This is a genomic window from Microbacterium pumilum (assembly GCF_039530225.1).
Taxonomy (GTDB): domain Bacteria; phylum Actinomycetota; class Actinomycetes; order Actinomycetales; family Microbacteriaceae; genus Microbacterium; species Microbacterium pumilum.
Genome location: NZ_BAAAOH010000001.1, coordinates 4,288,780 through 4,305,858, shown reverse-complemented (window position 1 = coordinate 4,305,858; position 17,079 = coordinate 4,288,780). Strand labels below are relative to the sequence as shown.

Sequence of the window (17,079 nt, the reverse complement as noted above, 5' to 3'; positions counted from 1 at the left end):
TCGTGCGGCTCGCCCGTCACACTCGTGGGTCGCGCCCGGGGCTGTGACGGGCGAGCCGCAGGACGCCGAGCGGTGGGTGGTGGGCGGTGGGCCGTCCCGGAGGGCCGAACGATCAGAAGCGGTCGGGCGAAGGGGTCCCGTGGCCGTAGCGGATGACGACGTCGGCGTGCCGGTCGAACCGGTAACCGACTCCGCGAACGGTCCGCACGATGTCTTCGTAACGGCCGAGCTTCGCGCGAAGGCGACGAACGTGCACGTCGATGGTGCGCTCGCCCGGGGACTCCTCTTCGGTGGCGCCGTGCCACAGGGAGTTGACGAGCTCGGTGCGCTCGATCGTGCGGCCCTCGCGGAGGACGAGGTACTGCAGCAGTTCGAACTCCTTGAACGTGAAGGCGGCCGAGTCGCCGTCGATGAGCACGCGCTTGCGCGAGATGTCGACCACGACGCCGCCGGCGGCACGGTCTTCGTCTTCGGGCTCGTCCTGCTTGGTGCGGGCGATGGCCGACGGCTCGTGGAGCGCCAGGCGCACGACGTCGACGTCGCGGCCGCCTGATCCGACCGGCGCGAGGGCGACCGTCGCGTAGGTCTCGGCGTCAGGAGCGAGCTCGGCGAGCGTGCGGCGGAGTGCGTCGACGAGGACGCCGAGATTGACTCCGGATGCCGCGGCCTTCGCCTCGTCGATTCCGACGTAGAGGGCGAAGCCGCGGGGTGCGGTGCCGGCCGGCAGGTGGCGCTCTGCCGGGGGCGCGTCCTGCGTGGCCGCCGGCTGAGGGGCGTCCGGAGCGTCGATCGTGCCGACGGGTTCGGTCACGGCGCGGAGGTGGCGAACCGGACTGGTGGAGGAGGGGCGGTCGAGGATGGCGGTGTTCGACATGATGATGATCCTTGAAGGAATGAACCCCGGCCTGTGAACGGCCCGGAAAGGGTTCGGGTGTGCTGCTGTCTTGCCCGGGAAGGGCGGGGTGCGAGGCATCCGGATGTGCGTGATCGACGCACGGACCGGTGCTTCGGGGGACTCGATGCGAACCGCGTTCAGAAGCGGCGCACGAGTCCGGCGGGGGTCACCGTGCTAGTGGCACATTCGACAACATTGAGCAACACGGCCGGCCATCATCATGCCGGCAGTCCCGTTCGCCTCCCAGGCGGACAGAGAGCGCGCGTTGTCATTCATGAGGCCGATTATGACGGACAGCGTCGCGATGAGTCAAATCGCACGGCCGCGGCCCATCCGGCGTGGCGAAACATGACACATTGCTCAACCGCGCCCCGACCCGCCCGCCACCCCCTTCACGTTTACGGACGCGACACGCCGTGCGAGCGTCGAGCGCGGCGGCGTGTCGCGTCCGTAAACGGTGAAGGGCAGGCGTCAGAGGCGGTCGCTCAGCCACTCGACCTGGCGGTGCCAGTGGCGGAATGCACCGCCCTCGTGACCGTTGAAGGCGTAGACCTCGATCGCCTTGTCGGCCGCGGGCACCGCGTTGTAGGCCGCGAAAACAGTAGACGGCAGCACGATCTCGTCCATCAGCGCGACCGAGAAAAACGCCGGCGCCTCGATGCGTCGCGCCAGGATGGCTGCGTCGAAGTACGAGAGCGTGTGCAGCACGTCCGCTGCCTTGTCGCGGTGCACCGAGAGGTAGCGGGTGATCTCGGTGAACGGCGGCTCGGGCGTCTTGGTGATCGATCGAGGGAAATCGCACAGGAACGGCACGTCGGGCATCACCGCTCGCACCCCGTCGGCGAGCGCCGCGGCGGCCAGGGCGATCCCGCCACCCTGGCTGCCTCCGGTGACGACGATGCGTGAGGCATCGACGAAGGGGAAGGATGCCGCGACGTCGACGAGCAGCGCGGCATCCGTGAACACCCGGCGGTAGTAGTAGGTCTCGGGATCGCTGATGCCCCGCGTCATGAATCCCGCGGTCGACGGCCCCGACCCGTGCGGATCGGGGGTGTCGCCGCCGTTGCCCCAGCCGCTGCCCTGCCCCCGGGTGTCCATGAGGATGTGCACGAACCCGGCTGCCGCCCATGCGAGCTTCTCGCCGGGCAGTCCGCGGCCGCCGTTGTAGCCGACGTACTCGATGACCGTGGGATGCGGCGCATCATCGTTCGGACGGGTCACCCATGCCCGGATGGGATCACCGGCGAACCCCGTGAAGGTGAGGTCTTCGATGCGCACCGCGACGAACGGGCCGTCGATGGGCGTGAGCGTCGGCGCGGCGGCCGCCGATCTCGCCTGCTGGAGCGTCGCCGACCAGAAGTCGTCGAGGTCCGCCGGGGCCGCGAGGTCGGGGTTGTAGCGACGCAGATCGTCGAGTGCAAGGTCGGTGTGAGAGAGAGCCATTTTCCGCAACCTCATTGAATGATCGGATGTTTACGAGCTTAGGGCTTGACTTTTTGTTTCGGTGAGGCACAAAATACAGGAGAGCCGAGATCTTCACCGTACGTCCTCGTCATTCTCGGCCGAATCCCGCCGCCGAACCGTCGGCCTGGGGGAATCGACAAAGCCGTCTGTGAAAGGACACCCCTGATGACCGCAAAGAAGCTCATCCGCACACCGGTGATGCGCGCAGCCGCCGCCGCCCTCGTCGGCATTGTCGCGATGGGAGCGCTCGCAGCCTGCTCCAACTCGGGCGAGTCGGGCGACTCCACCGGCTCTGAGCCCACCGAGGTGGAGTTCTGGGGCTGGGTTCCGGGCCTTGAAGACCTGGTCGACCAATGGAATGACGAGAATCCCGACACGCAGGTCTCCTTTCATCGGATGACTGGGGATGACGGCCAGAAGGTCGAAGCGGCCGTCGATGCCGGCGCCGGACCCGACCTGGTACAGCTCAGCACCCACGCGCTTCCCGACTATGTGATCGCCGAGCGGGTCGTCGACATCACCGAGTACGTGTCGGACGACGAGTCGAACTACACGCCCGCATCATGGGCATCGGTGTCGTTCGACGGCCACGTGTTCGGGGTCCCGCAGGGCATCGGCCCGGCAGGGATGATGTACCGCACGGATCTGTTCGAGCAGTACGGCATCGAGGTTCCCAAGACATGGGATGAATATCTCGACGCTGCTCGTGCGCTGAAGGCTGCCAACCCCGATGCCTACATCGCGAACCTCTCGCCCAGCGAGATCGGCCAGTGGGCGCAGGAGATCCAGCAGGCCGAAAGCAGCTGGTACGGCATCAAGGACGACGCATGGACCCTCGGCGTCAACGACGCCGGCAGCCAGCTGGTCGCCGAGCGGTGGCAGACGCTGCTGGATGAGGGGCTTGTGACCACCGAGCAGATGTGGACGCCCGAGTACTGGGCGCTCGTCAACAACGGCAGCATCGCGACGATCTCGTACGCGGCCTGGTTCCCGTCGATCCTCGCCGAGAACGCCGCCGACCTGTCGGGCAAGTGGGCGGTCGCGCCGCTCCCCACGAACGAGGGCTCCGACAACTCGGGCGACTCGGGTGGAGCCGCGGTCGTCGTGCTCAAGAACTCGAAGGCGCCTGAGGCGGCCGCGGAGTTCGCGAGCTGGCTGAACGGCTCGGACGACACGCAGGAGGCGCTCATCACGGTCGGTGGTCTGTTCCCCTCGACAACGAACGGACTGGCGTCCCCCGCCCTCGTCGAAGACCAGGAGTTCTACGGCGGCCAGCCGATCAACGAGGTCTTCATCGACGCCGCCGAGCACACCCCGGCCACGTGGGTCGAAGGCCCGAACTACAGCGCGATCCAGAGCGCGCTGCTCGACGAATTCGCCAAGGTGATCAACGGCGACCAGACGTTCCTCGGGGCGCTGGATGTCGCACAGGCGGCGGGGATCGCCGACCTCGAGGCGCGCGGTCTCACCGTCTCGGAGTGACGATGACCGCCGCAGCCACCACTCGGGTATCCCGGCGCCGGTTCACCGGCGCCGGGGCACCCTGGGTGCCCTACGCGTTCGTCGCGCCGTTCGCCATCCTGTTCCTGGTATTCCTGGTCGCCCCCATCGTGGTGGCGATCGTGAACAGCCTGTACTCGCGTCAGTCCAGCGGGCTCGGGTTCGGGGGGTCGTCGCTCGAGTTCGTCGGCTTCGACAACTTCGTGCGGGCGCTGACCGACGTCGACTTCCTCATCGGATTCCCGCGCGTCGTCATCTACGGTCTCATCCAGGTGCCGCTGATGATGGTGATCTCGGCCGGACTCGCGCTGCTGTTCGACACGGCGCTCGTCAAGGCGCCCCGGTTCTTCCAGTTCGCGATCTTCCTGCCGTATGCGGTGCCCGGCGTCATCGCCGCACTGCTGTGGGGATTCCTCTACCAGCCCTCGGTCAGCCCGATCCTGCAGTTCTTCAGCGGACTGGGGATCGACCTCGACCTCCTCGCCCCGGGGACCGTGCTCGGCGCGATCGCGAACATCAACCTCTGGTCGCTGATCGGAATCAACATGATCATCCTGTTCGCCGCCCTGCAGGGCGTGCCCCGCGAGATGTACGAGGCGGCGCGGATCGACGGCGCCGGCGAACTGCGGACCGCGCTCCAGATCAAGCTGCCGATGATCGGACCAGCCATCCTGCTGACCACGCTCTCGTCGGTCATCGGAACCCTGCAGCTGTTCAATGAGCCGCAGGTGCTGCAGAGCATCACCTCCAACATCTCCAGCGACTTCACGCCGAACATGGCGATCTACGCGACATCGACCCTCGGCAAGGATCCGAACCTCGCGTCCGCGATGGCCGTGATCCTGGGCGTCGCGACACTCGTCGTGTCGCTAGGGCTGCTGGCAGCGAACAAGCGCACCACGAAGCGAGCATCTGATGGCATCTGACACGATCCTCCTCGATGTCGAGGCATCCGTTGCGACGGTGCCGCCCAGGGCGCGCAAGCGCACGTCCTTCGTCAACGGCGACCGGGTGAGCCGGGGCTGGATGGTCGTGGTCACGATCGTCATGGTCATCGCGGCGGCGTACTTCCTCATCCCCGTGCTGTGGCTCGTCGTCGCGTCGACGAAGTCGACCGGAGACCTGTTCTCGACCCCGGGGTTCGCCTTCGCGGACCCTCACTTCATCGAGAACCTGGTGGCGCTCAGCACCTATGACGACGGCATCTTCTGGCGCTGGGGCCTGAACTCGATCATCTACTCGGTGATCGGCTCGGCCTTCACGACGCTCGTCTGTGCGCTGACGGGGTACGCGCTGGCGATCTACCGCTTCCGCGGCCGGAACGCGCTCATCGCGGTCATCCTCGCGAGCCTCCTGGTGCCGGGCACGGTCATCGCCCAGCCGACCTACGTGCTGCTGGTGGGTCTCGGTCTCAACAACACGTACGCGGGACTGCTGCTGCCGGCCCTGGTCTACCCGTTCGGCGTGCTGCTCAGCTTCATCTACGCACAGTCCGCTGTGCCGCTCGAACTGGTCGAGGCTGCGCGGCTGGACGGCGCTGGAGAGCTGCGGATCTTCGGATCGATCGGTCTGCGACTCATGGGCACGGGCCTTGTGACCGTGCTGCTGTTCGCATTCCTCGGCAGCTGGAACAGCTACATCCTGCCTCTGCTCGTGCTGAACGACCAGGAGCTCATGCCGCTCACCGTCGGCCTCACCGGCTGGAGCCAGGCATCCATCACGATCCCCGGTCTTCAGATCCTCACCGTCGTCGGCTCGCTGGTGTCGATCATTCCCGTCGCGATCGTGTTCGTGTCGCTGCAGCGCTTCTGGCGCTCAGGGCTCACCGCGGGAAGCGTCCGAGGCTGAGTCACGTCATGACATCCCAGATCGCCTTCCGCGCGCCCGCGCGATCGTGGCTCGACTGCCTGCCGCTCGGCAACGGCTCGCTCGGAGCGATGCTCGACGGTGATCCGTCGGTCACCCTCATGCGTCTCAACGACGACACGGCGTGGTCGGGCTCGCCCCGCAGTGAGCTCGGCGGCGGTGCGATCGGCGCTGCGGACGCCGCTCACCAGCTCGCCCTCGCGCGCGCCGCGATCGACGCGGACGATCCCGTCGCGGCCGAGGCGGCGCTGCGTCCGCTGCAAGTGCCCTGGTCGCAGGCGTACCTTCCGTTCGCGACCGTGGCGCTGGGCCGCGCGGCCGAAACGGACGGCGACTACCGCAGGATGCTCGACCTCGGCACCGGGATCCACGAACTGGTGGCCGGCACATTGCGTGAGGAGTCGTTCACGTCGGCCGTGCACGGCGTCTTCGCTCATCGCATTCAGGGGGCCGGCGACATCCGCGTCGAACTGAGCTCGCCGCACCACGTGCTCCGATCGTGGAACGGACCGGATGAGGCGGGCGTGCTCATCCGTCTGCCCTCCGACGTCGCGCCCGGGCACGAACCCGAGAGCCCCGCGGCGGTGTGGTCGGATGACGCGGGCAGCTCGATCGAGGGAGCCCTGGTCGTCGGCATCGCGCGCGAGGGCGACGCCACGCTGGTCGTCGTGGCGACCGAGACGACCTTCGCCGGACTCGGCCGCCCTCTCGAAGGGACCGCGGAGACTGCCGCCGGGCGCGCTCGCGCTCGTGTCGACCGTGCGCTGCAGGACGGGTGGACCGTTGTCCGTGCCGCACATGTCGCCGACCACACCGGCCTGCTCGGCGGTGTGGAGCTCGACCTCGGGAAAGCGCCGATCGCCGACGACGGTGGTGAGCTCTCGCTCGACGAGCGCCTCGCCCGCGCCGAGACGCATTCCGGCGGTGCCGTGGCTGCGGACCCTGCGCTGGTGGCGCTGCTGTTCGATTACGGTCGCTACCTGCTCGCGGCATCCTCCCGCCCCGGCTCGCTGCCCGCCACGCTGCAGGGCATCTGGAACGACGAGATGCGCCCGCCGTGGAGCTCGAACTACACCATCAACATCAACACGCAGATGAACTACTGGTCGGCCTACTCGACGGGCCTGCCCGAGTGCGGCGAGCCGCTGCTGGACTTCGTGAGCGCGCTCGCCGTCGCCGGAACGCCGACCGCGCGCCGTCTCTACGACGCCCCCGGCTGGGCCGCGCACCACAACTCGGATGCGTGGCTGCTGACCAATCCGGTCGGCGCGGGGCACGGCGATGCGCGATGGACGGCATGGCCCCTTGCTTCGCTGTGGCTCGTGACGCACATCTCCGACGCCGTGGCGTACGGCGCGATCTCGGCCGAGCGGCTGGCGGAGCTCTGGCCCGCGGTGCGCGGTGCGGCGGAGTTCGCGCTGGCCTGGACCCGCGAGGACCCGGACGGCCGCTGGGTCACGTCGCCCGCGACATCCCCCGAGAATGCGTATCGAACGGATGCCGGCATCGCTGCGGTCGACTCCACCACCGCGATGGACCTGACCCTGGTGCGCGCGGCGTGCGCGGCCGCGGTCGTCGTCGGCGCGCGTCTCGGCGTCACGTCGGACGAGGTGGTCGACGCAGCCCGCTCACTCGTCGAACGGCTGCCCGCAGAGCCGGCGATAGCGGCAGACGGGTCGATCCGCGAATGGTCCCGGGACCGCGTGGGCGAGGATCCGCACCACCGCCACGTGAGCCACCTCGTCGGGCTCTACCCGGGGACGACGGTGTGGTCGCCCGCTGCACGCGATGCCGCCGGGGTGACCCTCACGCGCCGCGGCGACGAGTCGTCGGGCTGGTCGGTCGTGTGGAAGGCGATCCTGTGGGCCCGTCTCGGGCGCGGGGATCGAGCCGCGGACGTGATGAATCTGCTCTTCCGCCGCGCGGATCGGCTCGAGGGCCCGTTCGCGGGCGGGCTGTACGCGAATCTCTTTGCCGCGCACCCGCCGTTCCAGATCGACGCGAACCTCGGGTTCCCCGCGCTCATCGCCGAGATGCTGGTGCAGAGCCACGACGGCATCGAGCTGCTGCCGGCGCTCCCGCCTGCGCTGGCCGACGGCCGGGTGCGCGGTCTGGTGGCGCGGCCGGGCGTCGAAGTCGACCTCAGCTGGGGCGACGGCTCGCTCGTCGAGGTGCGACTTCGCGCCCTCGCCGGCGGTGAAGGAGACTCGCTGCGGGTGCGCTACGCGGGTGTCGAGCTGGTGCGGGAGCTTCCGGCCGACGGCGAACTCGTGCTGCGGAGCGTGGACTTCCGTCAGTCGGCCGAGGTGGTGAGCTAGTGGCGATCTCGATCCCGTTCGCCGTGGATACGGGAATCCAGGGTCTTCCCGACACCGAGCGCCGGGTGCTGCTCGAGCTCATCCTGCACGGCGGCCAGTCGCGGGTGCGGATCGCCGAGAGGCTCGGCCTGTCACGCACCAGCCTCACGCGGGTCACCCGCCAGCTCCTGGATGCCGGGTTCGTGATCGAAGGAGAGATGCAGCTGAGCGGCACGCGCGGGCGCCCCGCAGAGGCGCTGTATCTGAGGCAGGATGCCGCTCGCTTCGCGGGCGTCAAGCTCACCGCCGACCAGCTCTACCTGGTGGTCACCGACCTCTCCGCGACGATCGTGGCTGAAACGGCGGTCGCCCTCCCCAGCAGGAAGGTCGAAGACGTCGTCGCCCTGATCGCCCACGAGATCGCGCGACTCGAGGATCAGCTCGGCGCGCTGACCGGTGTCGGCATCGCGGCGGCCGGAGACGTCCGCTCCGCCGATCGGGGGCCCATCCTGCAGCACTCCAACTTCCTCGGCTGGGATGAGGTGCCGCTCGCCCGGCTCGTCGCGGACGCATCGGGCATCCCGGCGACCCTCGTCAACGACGTCCATGCCCTGACCGGAGCTCAGCACTGGTTCGGGGGAGAAGAGCGGCACCGCTCGCTCGTCGTCTACGGCGTCGGTGCGGGCATCGGATGCGGTGTGGTCATCGCCGAGGAGCTGCACCTCGGAGCTCACGGCCGCGCCGGCCGTATCGGGCACTCACGCATCGGGGGCCGAGGCCGCCGCTGCGAGAACGGCCACCGCGACTGCATCCACAGCTTCGTCACGATGCCGGCGATCGAGCAGGGCGCCGGCGTCGAGGCAGGGGAGTACGCGCTCGCACTCGATCGGGCACGAGGCGGCGAGGCCGTCGCGCTCGGTGCGTTCGAGTCGGCCGCACGGGCGCTGGGTGCCGCCGTGGCAGACGCCGTCAACGCGTACGACCCCGACATGGTCGCGATCATGGGCGAGGGCGTCGACATGCTGGATCTGGCGCCCGAGCAGTTCCGCACCGGATTGGCCGAGTTCCTCGAGCAGGGCGACGCCGGGAGCATCCTGATCGATCGGCCCCCCTTCCACTTCGACCTCTACGCTCGGGGTGCCGCCGTCGCGGTGATGCGCGAACTGCTCGCATGACACTCGCGTCACCGACTCCTTCCGCCCCCGGCGCATCGAGCATCTCGAGCCCATCGGGACCACCATCCGGACAGAAAGCGGTGACCAGTGACGGACCATGACGGCATGGATGCCGTATTCCTCTCGCATGCGTCCGACCACCCGCAGCCGACCGAGTATCCGTGGCTCGCCGACGGACTGGTCTTCGGGGGTGATTACAACCCCGAGCAGTGGCCCGAAGAGGTGTGGCGCGAGGATGTCGAGCTCATGCGCCGCGCGGGCGTCAACACGGTGAGCCTCGGCATCTTCTCGTGGGGGCTGCTCGAAGTCGCCGACGGCGTCTTCGAGTGGGGCTGGCTCGATCGGGTGCTCGACCTCCTGCATGAGGGCGGGATCGGGGTCAACCTCGCGACGCCCACCGCGGCGCCGCCGATGTGGCTGCTCGACGCCCACCCTGAGATCGCGACGGTCGGAGCCGACGGCGTCCGCACGGCACGCGGTGGACGACTCGCCTGGTCGCCCAGCTCCGCGACTTTCCGCCGGTATGCGCTGCGAATGGTCCGGGCGATCGCGGAGCGGTACGGCCGTCATCCCGCGCTCCGCCTCTGGCACGTCAGCAACGAGATCGGCAATGAGAACGCGTCGTGCTTCAGCGACGAGACCGCGGGGGCGTGGCAGGAGTGGCTGCGGCAGCGGTACGGCACGCTGGAGGCGCTGAACTCCGCATGGGTCACCGCCGTGTGGGGGCAGACGTACAGCGATTTCGCCCAGCTCCAGCCGCCGCGTGCGGCGCGCACCGGACACAACCCCGGGCTGCTGCTGGATTTCGCCCGCTTCACCTCCGATGCGCTGCTCGGCCACTATCTCGCCGAGCGGGAGGTGCTCCGCGAGGTGACTCCGGGCATCCCGGTCACGACGAACTTCATGGTGATGACGGATCCGGGAGCGGCGGACTACGGTGTCTGGGCCCGCGAGGTCGACATCGTGGCCAACGACCACTACACGATCGCCGCCGATCCGCGACGCCACGTGGACCTGTCCTTCAGCGCCGACCGCCTCCGAGGCATGGCAGAGGGGCGACCCTGGCTGCTGATGGAGCATTCGACCGCCGCGGTGAGCTGGCAGCGGGTCAATCGCGCCAAATCCGCCGGTGAGATGCACCGCAACACGATCGCGCACATCGCTCGCGGTGCCGACGGCGCGATGTTCTTCCAGTGGCGGCAGTCGATCGCCGGGGCCGAGCAGTTCCACTCGGCGATGGTGCCTCACGCCGGGCCCGACAGCGAGGTCTACCGCGATGTCGTGCGACTCGGCGAGATGCTCCGCGCGCTCGCCCCGGTGCGGGGGACGACGGTTGAGCGCGCGCAGATCGCGCTGCTGTTCGATCACGACTCGGCGACCGCGCTCCGCGCCGGGCGAAAACCGTCCGAACTGCTCGACGTGCTCGATCTGCCTCGTGCCGTGCATGACGCGCTCACCCGTCGGGGCATCGCCGTCGACATCCTGTCTCCTGGGCAGTCCCTCGCGGATTACCGCGCCCTGATCATCCCGACGCTGTACCTCGTCACGGACGAGACGGCTGACGCCGTCAGCGACTTCGTGGATGGTGGGGGCCAGGCGCTGGTGAGCTACTTCTCCGGCATCGCCGACGAGCACAACCGGGTGCGGCCGGGCGGCCACCCCGCCGCATTCCGCGATCTGCTGGGCGCGCGGGTGGACGAGTTCTTCCCGCTCCTCGAGGGTGAGCGGGTCGCGCTCGACAACGGCACCGCGGCGTCACTCTGGGCGGAAAGGGTCGTCGCGGGCGACAGCACGGTGGTGCGGCGCTTCGCCGACGGCGACCTCTCGGGTCTCCCGGCGGTGACGCGCCGCGCGGTCGGCGCCGGATCCGCGACCTACCTCGCGACCCGCCTCGACGATGACGCGCTCGCCGCCCTGCTCGACGAGTTCGTGCAAGACGCCGGCGTCGTCCCTGTCGCAGAGTGCGAGCCTGGGTTGGAGGTAACCCGCCGCGTCGGCGATGCCGGCTCATTCCTGTTCGCCATCAACCACGACGGCGAACCCCGGATGCTGCGCGCCCCCGGCGTCGACCTGTTGAGCGGCGAGCACTCGACCGGTGACTGGGCTGTTCCGGCCGGAGGAGTCCGGGTGGTCATGGAGGAGATGCGATGAAGTTCACCGATGGGTTCTGGCAGCTCCGACCGGGCGTCAGCGCGCTCTACGCGCACGAGGCCTATGACATCTGGCAGACGGATGCCACTCCTGACGGACCCGGACTCGTCATCACAGCGCCGACATCCGGCATCGCCAAACGCGGCGACACCCTCAACCGGCCGGTGCTCACCGTCACGCTGTCGTCGCCTCTCGAAGGCGTCGTGAGGGTGCGGGTCGCGCATCACATCGGCGGCGCCTGGCACGGCGGGTTCGCCCTCCCGGGCGTCGTCCCCGGCGGCGCGGGCACGGTCGGCGTCACCGGCGATGGTGGCACCATCACCACCGGCGGGCTCACCGCGCGGGTCACGCAGGGTGCGCCGTGGTCGCTCGCGTTCGAGCGCGACGGGCGGCTGCTGACATCGAGTGGCTCGCGGGCAGCGGGCTACGTGCGCCTCGACGACGATGCGGATGTCGACACCGGCATCGTCGACAACGCCCGGGGCGGGTCGCCGGCTCCGCGAGAGCGCGTCTTCGTCCACGAGCAGCTCGGACTGGGCGTGGGCGAGCTCGTCTACGGTCTCGGCGAGCGGTTCGGACCCGTGGTCAAGAACGGTCAGAGCGTTGAGGTGTGGAACGCCGATGGCGGCACGTCGAGCGAGCAGGCCTACAAGAGCGTGCCGTTCTACCTCACGAACCGCGGGTACGGGGTGCTCGTGAACGACCCCGGGCATGTCTCATTCGAGATCGGCTCGGAGTCCGTCGAGCGTGTGCAGTTCTCGGTGCCGGGCGAGGTGCTCGAGTACTTCGTGATCGACGGTCCGACGCCGAAAGACGTGCTCGCGCGCTACACCGCGCTCACCGGCCGGCCGCCGGTCGTGCCGGCGTGGTCCTACGGGCTGTGGCTGTCGACCTCGTTCACGACGGATTACGACGAGGCGACGGTGACCTCGTTCATCGACGAGATGGCTGCGCGCGACATCCCGTTGTCGGTGTTCCACTTCGACTGCTTCTGGATGCGCGAGTTCAACTGGTGCGACTTCGAATGGGATCCGCGTGTCTTCCCCGACCCGGACGCGATGCTTGCCCGCCTGCACGAGAAGGACGTTCGCGTATCGGTGTGGATCAACCCCTACATCGCACAGCGTGCGGCCCTGTTCGCCGAGGCCGCTGAGCAGGGATTCCTCGTCACCCGAGCGGACGGATCGATCTGGCAGTGGGACCTCTGGCAGGCGGGGATGGGCCTGGTCGACTTCACCGATCCCGCCGCGACCGAGTGGTACAAGTCGAAGCTGCGAGCGCTCGCGAAGCAGGGTGTCGACTGCTTCAAGACCGACTTCGGCGAGCGCATCCCGGTCGACGTGGTGTGGGCGGACGGCAGCGACCCGCAGCGCATGCACAACCTCTACACGCAGCTGTACAACGAGGCCGTGCACGCCGTGCTCGTCGAGGCGCGGGGCGAGGGCGACGCCGTGCTCTTCGCGCGATCGGCCACGACGGGCGGCCAGACGATGCCCGTCCATTGGGGCGGGGATTCGACATCGACATTCGCGTCCATGGCCGAGACGCTGCGCGGCGGGCTCTCGCTCGCCTACAGCGGCTTCGCCCACTGGAGCCACGACATCGGCGGGTTCGAGGGAACTCCGGATGCCGGAGTCTTCAAACGATGGACGGCGTTCGGTCTGCTCTCGAGCCACAGCCGCTTCCACGGCTCCAACTCGTACCGGGTGCCGTGGGCATTCGACGACGAGGCCGTGGAGGTGACCCGCCGCTTCACCCACTTGAAGATGCGTCTGATGCCCTACCTCTTCCAAGCGGGAATGGATGCGGCGGCCACCGGCGTGCCGCTGCTGCGGCCGATGCTGCTCGAGTTCGCCGACGACCCTGCTGTGCTGCACCTGGACCGCCAGTACATGCTGGGGTCGGACATCCTGGTCGCTCCGGTGCTCTCGGCGACCGGCGAAGTCGAGTTCTACCTGCCGGCCGGGGAGTGGACCAGCCTGCTGACCGGTGAGATCGTGACCGGCGGTGGCTGGCGCCGCGAGACACACGGATACGACAGCCTTCCGCTGTACGTGCGTCCAGGCGCGGTGCTTCCCTGGGGAGCGCGCACCGATCGGCCGGACTACAACTATCTCGACGGGCTGGAGATGCGGGTGTTCCCCGGCGGCCAGGGCGCACGTGAGGTTGCGGTGACGACCCCGGACGGGGTCTCGACCGTGTTCGCGGTCGATCGGAGTGCCGCGTCGGCGTCGGCGCGTTCGGACGTGGATGCAGGGTGGTCGCTGGCGTGGGGTTCGGGTGCCGCGGTCGCTGCCGCGGACGGTCGGGCGGAGGTCGGATCATGAGCGCGGCGGGAAGAGCGGACTCCCGGGATGCCGGGCGATGTGGGCCTGTGGTTCGGGGAACTCGCCGGCATGGGCGTGCTGCGCGGATGAGGAGGCTCGGCGGGGCGCCGGCGCCACCATCCCCTGGCGGGCGTACCCTGTCGGGGTGACTGAGCTTCACTTCACACATGAACCCGACGCTTCGCGCTACACGCTCCATCGCGGCGACGAACTGGTGAGCGTGCTCGACTATCGCGACGACGGTCGCACGGTCGCCATGACCCGCGCGTACACGGTGCCGCCGTTCCGCGGCAACGGCTACGCGGGTGACCTCGTCGACCGTGCCGTGGCGCAGCTCGAGCGCAGCGGCGGCCGCACGGTCGTGCCGGTGTGCTGGTACGTGGCGGACTGGTTCGCCGCGCATCCGGGTCGTCGCGGCATCCTCGAGGGCCGGCGCTCCGCCTGATGCACGCCGAGGAGATCTTCACGGCGATCGCGGTCGGCTTCGAGGCCGTCGGTGCGATCGCCATGATCGTCGGATTCCTCATCGCGCTGTGGCTCGGCCTGCGCTCCCTCCGGCGGGGCGAGGGCGGCTCCGCGGCGTTCACCGTCCTTCGCACGACTCTCGGCGCAGCGATCCTGCTCGGGCTCGAGGTGCTCGTGGCGGCCGACCTCATCCGGACCATCACTTCGAAGCCGTCACTCGAAGACGCCGCGATCCTCGGGCTGATCGTGCTGATCCGGACGATCCTGTCGATGTCGATCCAGATCGAGATCGAAGGCACGCTGCCGTGGCGGCGCGCGCTCCTGACAAGCGGCGGCCAGCTCGTGGGCGAGGCGGTCGGCAGGGATCGGGCGGCTGCCGCCGCGACGAAGCCGGGCACCTAGTCCCGGTATCCGGGTTCGTCAAGCCCTGTGCGGATCTCCTCTTCTGACAGACCCTGGAAGAAGACGGAAGGGGCCGACCATGTCGACCGAACCCAAACAGCCCGACGACATCATCGACGCGAACCTCGCAGGCGGGTGGGACGAGGTCGGCGATGAAGAGACGAGCGAGCGGAATGCGGATGCCGCCGAGCCCGCGGTCGCCTCATCCACCGACGCCCAGCAGCTGCTGACCGACGCGGCGCTGCAGCCGGATGACCCGGTATCCGGAGAGGCCGCGCGCCGCGGCGCCGATCCCGACATGATCACCGATGCCGACCGAGGCGAGGAGCCGTGATGAGCACGACAGGCAACGAGTTCGAGCAGGCGGGCGTCACCGATCCCGATCACCACGGTCAGGATGCGGGCCGTGACACGCTGTCTGCCGGCGAAGCGCAGCGCACGCCCGGCGGTCTCGGCACCGAGGATGAGCAGACCATCCCCGCCATGTCGCAGAACAACGCGTCGACGGACGACAAGGTCGACGGGATCGTCGCGCAGACGCGCGTGGATGTCGGCACCGAGTCGGTCGAGCGCATCACCGAAGTGCTTCGCCAGCGGTTGGAGCAGTCGGGCATCGACCTCACCGACGACACCGTCGATCAGCTCGCCCAGCGGGTGTCCACCGGCGAACAGGGTCCCTGAGGCCCCGCGGTCGCGCGCCCGGCCGGCGACGTCAGACGGCGATGTGCGGCGGTCAGACGCAGACCGCGGTCCCGCTGGACACGTTGAGTTTCACGCCTATCGGGCGCGGCCACGTGACCGGCTGGCGAGCGGCGGCGCGCAGGGTCATAGGTGCGGCGAGTGCCTCTTTGCGGTTCCGGATCGACTCGAGGATCGCGAACTCGCGGACGCGCTGCCTGGTCTCATGACGGAACTGCGCTTCGGCGGCGTAGACGGTAGAGAGCATGATTCCTCCGTAGGTTCCGATGGTTCGAACGTACGCAGGGGCTCCGACATTGCAGGTTCCGCCGGACATGGCAGGAATCCTCCGGCACGCGGCTGTTCTCCATCCCACGACGCGGCGTCAGGCAGCGCCAGGCTGATCGCGCAGGCCCACACGGTCCGGGATCTCGAACTGCACCTGCCGGAGCCACGCGAGATCGGGCCACGGCCGCGAGGCCGGAAGGGCTCGAAGCCGGGCGCGCAGCGCGGCGCCGGATGCCTCGACAGGCAGCACTCGGGATGGCGCGCGCTGGGCGAGCGCGCCGAGCCACCAGTGCCGCCACGTGCCCTCGATCGTCTCCGGCCCGGCGACGAGGTAATAGTCCGGCATCACCGCGGCGCCGGCCTCGAAGAGTTCGAGCAGATTCTCGACCTCGACCTCGAGAGCGCCGAGCGTGGAACGCTCCTCGAAGAGCTCCACCCAGGCCGCGGCCACGTGCTCGAGGGGATCGGCGTCGTGGATGACGTAGGGACTCGAAACCGCGGTGAGTCGCCGTGCCGCGAGGGCGGGTTCCGTCTCGCGGAGCGAGAGGGTGACGAGCGCCGGCACATCGCTCAGGCCCGAGAGCAGCGAATCGCTCTCGGCGCCCACGAGAGTCAAGACCGTCGATCGTGGTGCGGTTCCGGGTGAGGTCGCCATATTCCACGATACTTCCCGGCGTGGCGCGCCGGGGTCAGATTCGGCGGCGATGCGCCAACGCGTTGGGGCGTCTCGAGGTGACGCGTCGCGGCATCCGTCCTCACTCGCCGCGGAGGAACCGCTCGATCTCCCGAGCGGCAGGTGCGGCATCCCGGATCATGGCCTCGTGACCGTGCCCCGGGACCTCTGCGGCTCGGGCGCCGGGAATGGACGCCGTGACGAACGCGCACCAGTCGCGTGACGCGACGCGGTCGTCCTCGCCGCGCAGCACGAGAGTCGGGGCACTGACGAGCGGATAGACGTCTTCGGGTCGGTGCACGATCATCGCATGCATCTTGAGGCCGAGCCGGGGCCCGGCGCGCAGGTATTCGCGCGCGCCGCGAACGATCACCTTGGGACTCTCGATCGCCACATCCTGCAGCAGCCGCAGCAGCTGCTGCCGTCCGCTCCGCTCGCGTCGATCGACGGTCGGGCCGACCAGCACCAACGTGTCGACGAGGTGCGGATGCCGCGCAGCGACTTCCACGGCGACCTGCGTGCCCATCGAATGGCCGACGAGCACCGCGGGGCCGGTGCCGCGGTCGCGCAGGAAGGCCGCGATGAGATCGGCGGTGCGCTCCATCGTGAGGACGCGTTCGGGTTCTGGAGCGCTGCCGTAGCCCGGGAGGTCGAGGGCGATCGTCCACGCGGCCTCGCCAAGCTGCGAGATCAGGTCGGCGAAGACGCCCATCCCCATTCCGATGCCGTGGATCAGGACGATCGGTCGGTCACCTCGGCCGCGCTCTTGGGTCATCAGGGTCGCGCCGGCGTACGTGAAGGGCGCGACGGGAGACGACTCGATGGCTGACATCACTGCGACGCTACCGGCCGCGAGCCGATGGGGCGGCCCGCTGTCGATCCCGTGCCGTCTGTGGTA

Annotated in this window: 16 protein-coding genes; 11 read left to right on the top strand and 5 right to left on the bottom strand. The window is 69.1% G+C overall.

The annotated features are described in order from the left end of the window. Positions 1-112 precede the first annotated feature (112 nt). A complete protein-coding gene (locus ABD188_RS19440; protein WP_344066339.1) occupies positions 113-874 on the bottom strand; it encodes a winged helix-turn-helix domain-containing protein in 762 nt (253 codons plus the stop codon). A gap of 492 nt (positions 875-1,366) precedes the next feature. Continuing rightward, positions 1,367-2,338, bottom strand: a complete 972-nt coding sequence (locus ABD188_RS19435; protein WP_344066336.1) for an acetylxylan esterase — start codon at positions 2,336-2,338, stop codon at positions 1,367-1,369. Between the two features lie 186 nt (positions 2,339-2,524). On the opposite strand from ABD188_RS19435, the gene ABD188_RS19430 reads away from it, so the two are divergent. The 11 genes from ABD188_RS19430 (at position 2,525) to ABD188_RS19380 (ending at position 15,223) form a co-directional block, all read left to right on the top strand. Next, positions 2,525-3,841 carry an ABC transporter substrate-binding protein gene (locus tag ABD188_RS19430; protein ID WP_344066333.1) on the top strand — a complete coding sequence of 439 codons (1,317 nt, stop codon included), beginning with the start codon at positions 2,525-2,527 and terminating at the stop codon, positions 3,839-3,841. 2 nt (positions 3,842-3,843) lie between these two features. Further along, positions 3,844-4,785: a carbohydrate ABC transporter permease gene (locus ABD188_RS19425; RefSeq protein ID WP_344066330.1), complete on the top strand. Its 942-nt coding sequence runs from the start codon at positions 3,844-3,846 to the stop codon at positions 4,783-4,785. Further along, a complete protein-coding gene (locus ABD188_RS19420; protein WP_344066327.1) occupies positions 4,775-5,707 on the top strand; it encodes a carbohydrate ABC transporter permease in 933 nt (310 codons plus the stop codon). The genes ABD188_RS19425 and ABD188_RS19420 overlap by 11 nt, the downstream gene beginning before the upstream one ends. Before the next feature lie 8 nt (positions 5,708-5,715). Next, complete coding sequence (locus tag ABD188_RS19415; protein ID WP_344066324.1) at positions 5,716-8,043, top strand: glycosyl hydrolase family 95 catalytic domain-containing protein; 2,328 nt, start codon at positions 5,716-5,718, stop codon at positions 8,041-8,043. After that, positions 8,043-9,197, top strand: coding sequence for an ROK family protein (locus tag ABD188_RS19410; protein WP_344066321.1), 1,155 nt, complete (start codon positions 8,043-8,045; stop codon positions 9,195-9,197). The genes ABD188_RS19415 and ABD188_RS19410 overlap by 1 nt, the downstream gene beginning before the upstream one ends. Positions 9,198-9,302: 105 nt before the next feature. Then, positions 9,303-11,348, top strand: a complete 2,046-nt coding sequence (locus ABD188_RS19405; protein ID WP_344066318.1) for a beta-galactosidase — start codon at positions 9,303-9,305, stop codon at positions 11,346-11,348. Then, positions 11,345-13,675, top strand: coding sequence for an alpha-xylosidase (gene yicI / locus ABD188_RS19400; RefSeq protein ID WP_344066315.1), 2,331 nt, complete (start codon positions 11,345-11,347; stop codon positions 13,673-13,675). The genes ABD188_RS19405 and yicI overlap by 4 nt, the downstream gene beginning before the upstream one ends. Positions 13,676-13,820: 145 nt before the next feature. Further along, a complete protein-coding gene (locus ABD188_RS19395; protein ID WP_344066312.1) occupies positions 13,821-14,120 on the top strand; it encodes a GNAT family N-acetyltransferase in 300 nt (99 codons plus the stop codon). Then, a complete protein-coding gene (locus ABD188_RS19390) occupies positions 14,120-14,542 on the top strand; it encodes a DUF1622 domain-containing protein (RefSeq protein ID WP_344066309.1) in 423 nt (140 codons plus the stop codon). The genes ABD188_RS19395 and ABD188_RS19390 overlap by 1 nt, the downstream gene beginning before the upstream one ends. Positions 14,543-14,621: 79 nt before the next feature. Continuing rightward, the gene (locus tag ABD188_RS19385; protein WP_344066306.1) at positions 14,622-14,876 is read left to right on the top strand and encodes a hypothetical protein; all 255 of its coding nucleotides are present in this window, start codon (positions 14,622-14,624) and stop codon (positions 14,874-14,876) included. Continuing rightward, complete coding sequence (locus ABD188_RS19380; protein WP_344066303.1) at positions 14,876-15,223, top strand: hypothetical protein; 348 nt, start codon at positions 14,876-14,878, stop codon at positions 15,221-15,223. Before ABD188_RS19385 ends, ABD188_RS19380 begins: the two co-directional genes overlap by 1 nt. A gap of 52 nt (positions 15,224-15,275) precedes the next feature. On the opposite strand, the gene ABD188_RS19375 is transcribed toward ABD188_RS19380, so the two are convergent. The 3 genes from ABD188_RS19375 to ABD188_RS19365 all read right to left on the bottom strand — a co-directional run bounded on the left by ABD188_RS19375 (position 15,276) and on the right by ABD188_RS19365 (position 17,013). Further along, positions 15,276-15,488: a hypothetical protein gene (locus tag ABD188_RS19375; RefSeq protein ID WP_344066300.1), complete on the bottom strand. Its 213-nt coding sequence runs from the start codon at positions 15,486-15,488 to the stop codon at positions 15,276-15,278. A gap of 117 nt (positions 15,489-15,605) precedes the next feature. Beyond that, positions 15,606-16,163, bottom strand: coding sequence for a hypothetical protein (locus ABD188_RS19370; RefSeq protein ID WP_344066297.1), 558 nt, complete (start codon positions 16,161-16,163; stop codon positions 15,606-15,608). Between the two features lie 100 nt (positions 16,164-16,263). Continuing rightward, complete coding sequence (locus ABD188_RS19365) at positions 16,264-17,013, bottom strand: alpha/beta fold hydrolase (RefSeq protein WP_344066294.1); 750 nt, start codon at positions 17,011-17,013, stop codon at positions 16,264-16,266. Between the last annotated feature and the right edge of the window lie 66 nt (positions 17,014-17,079).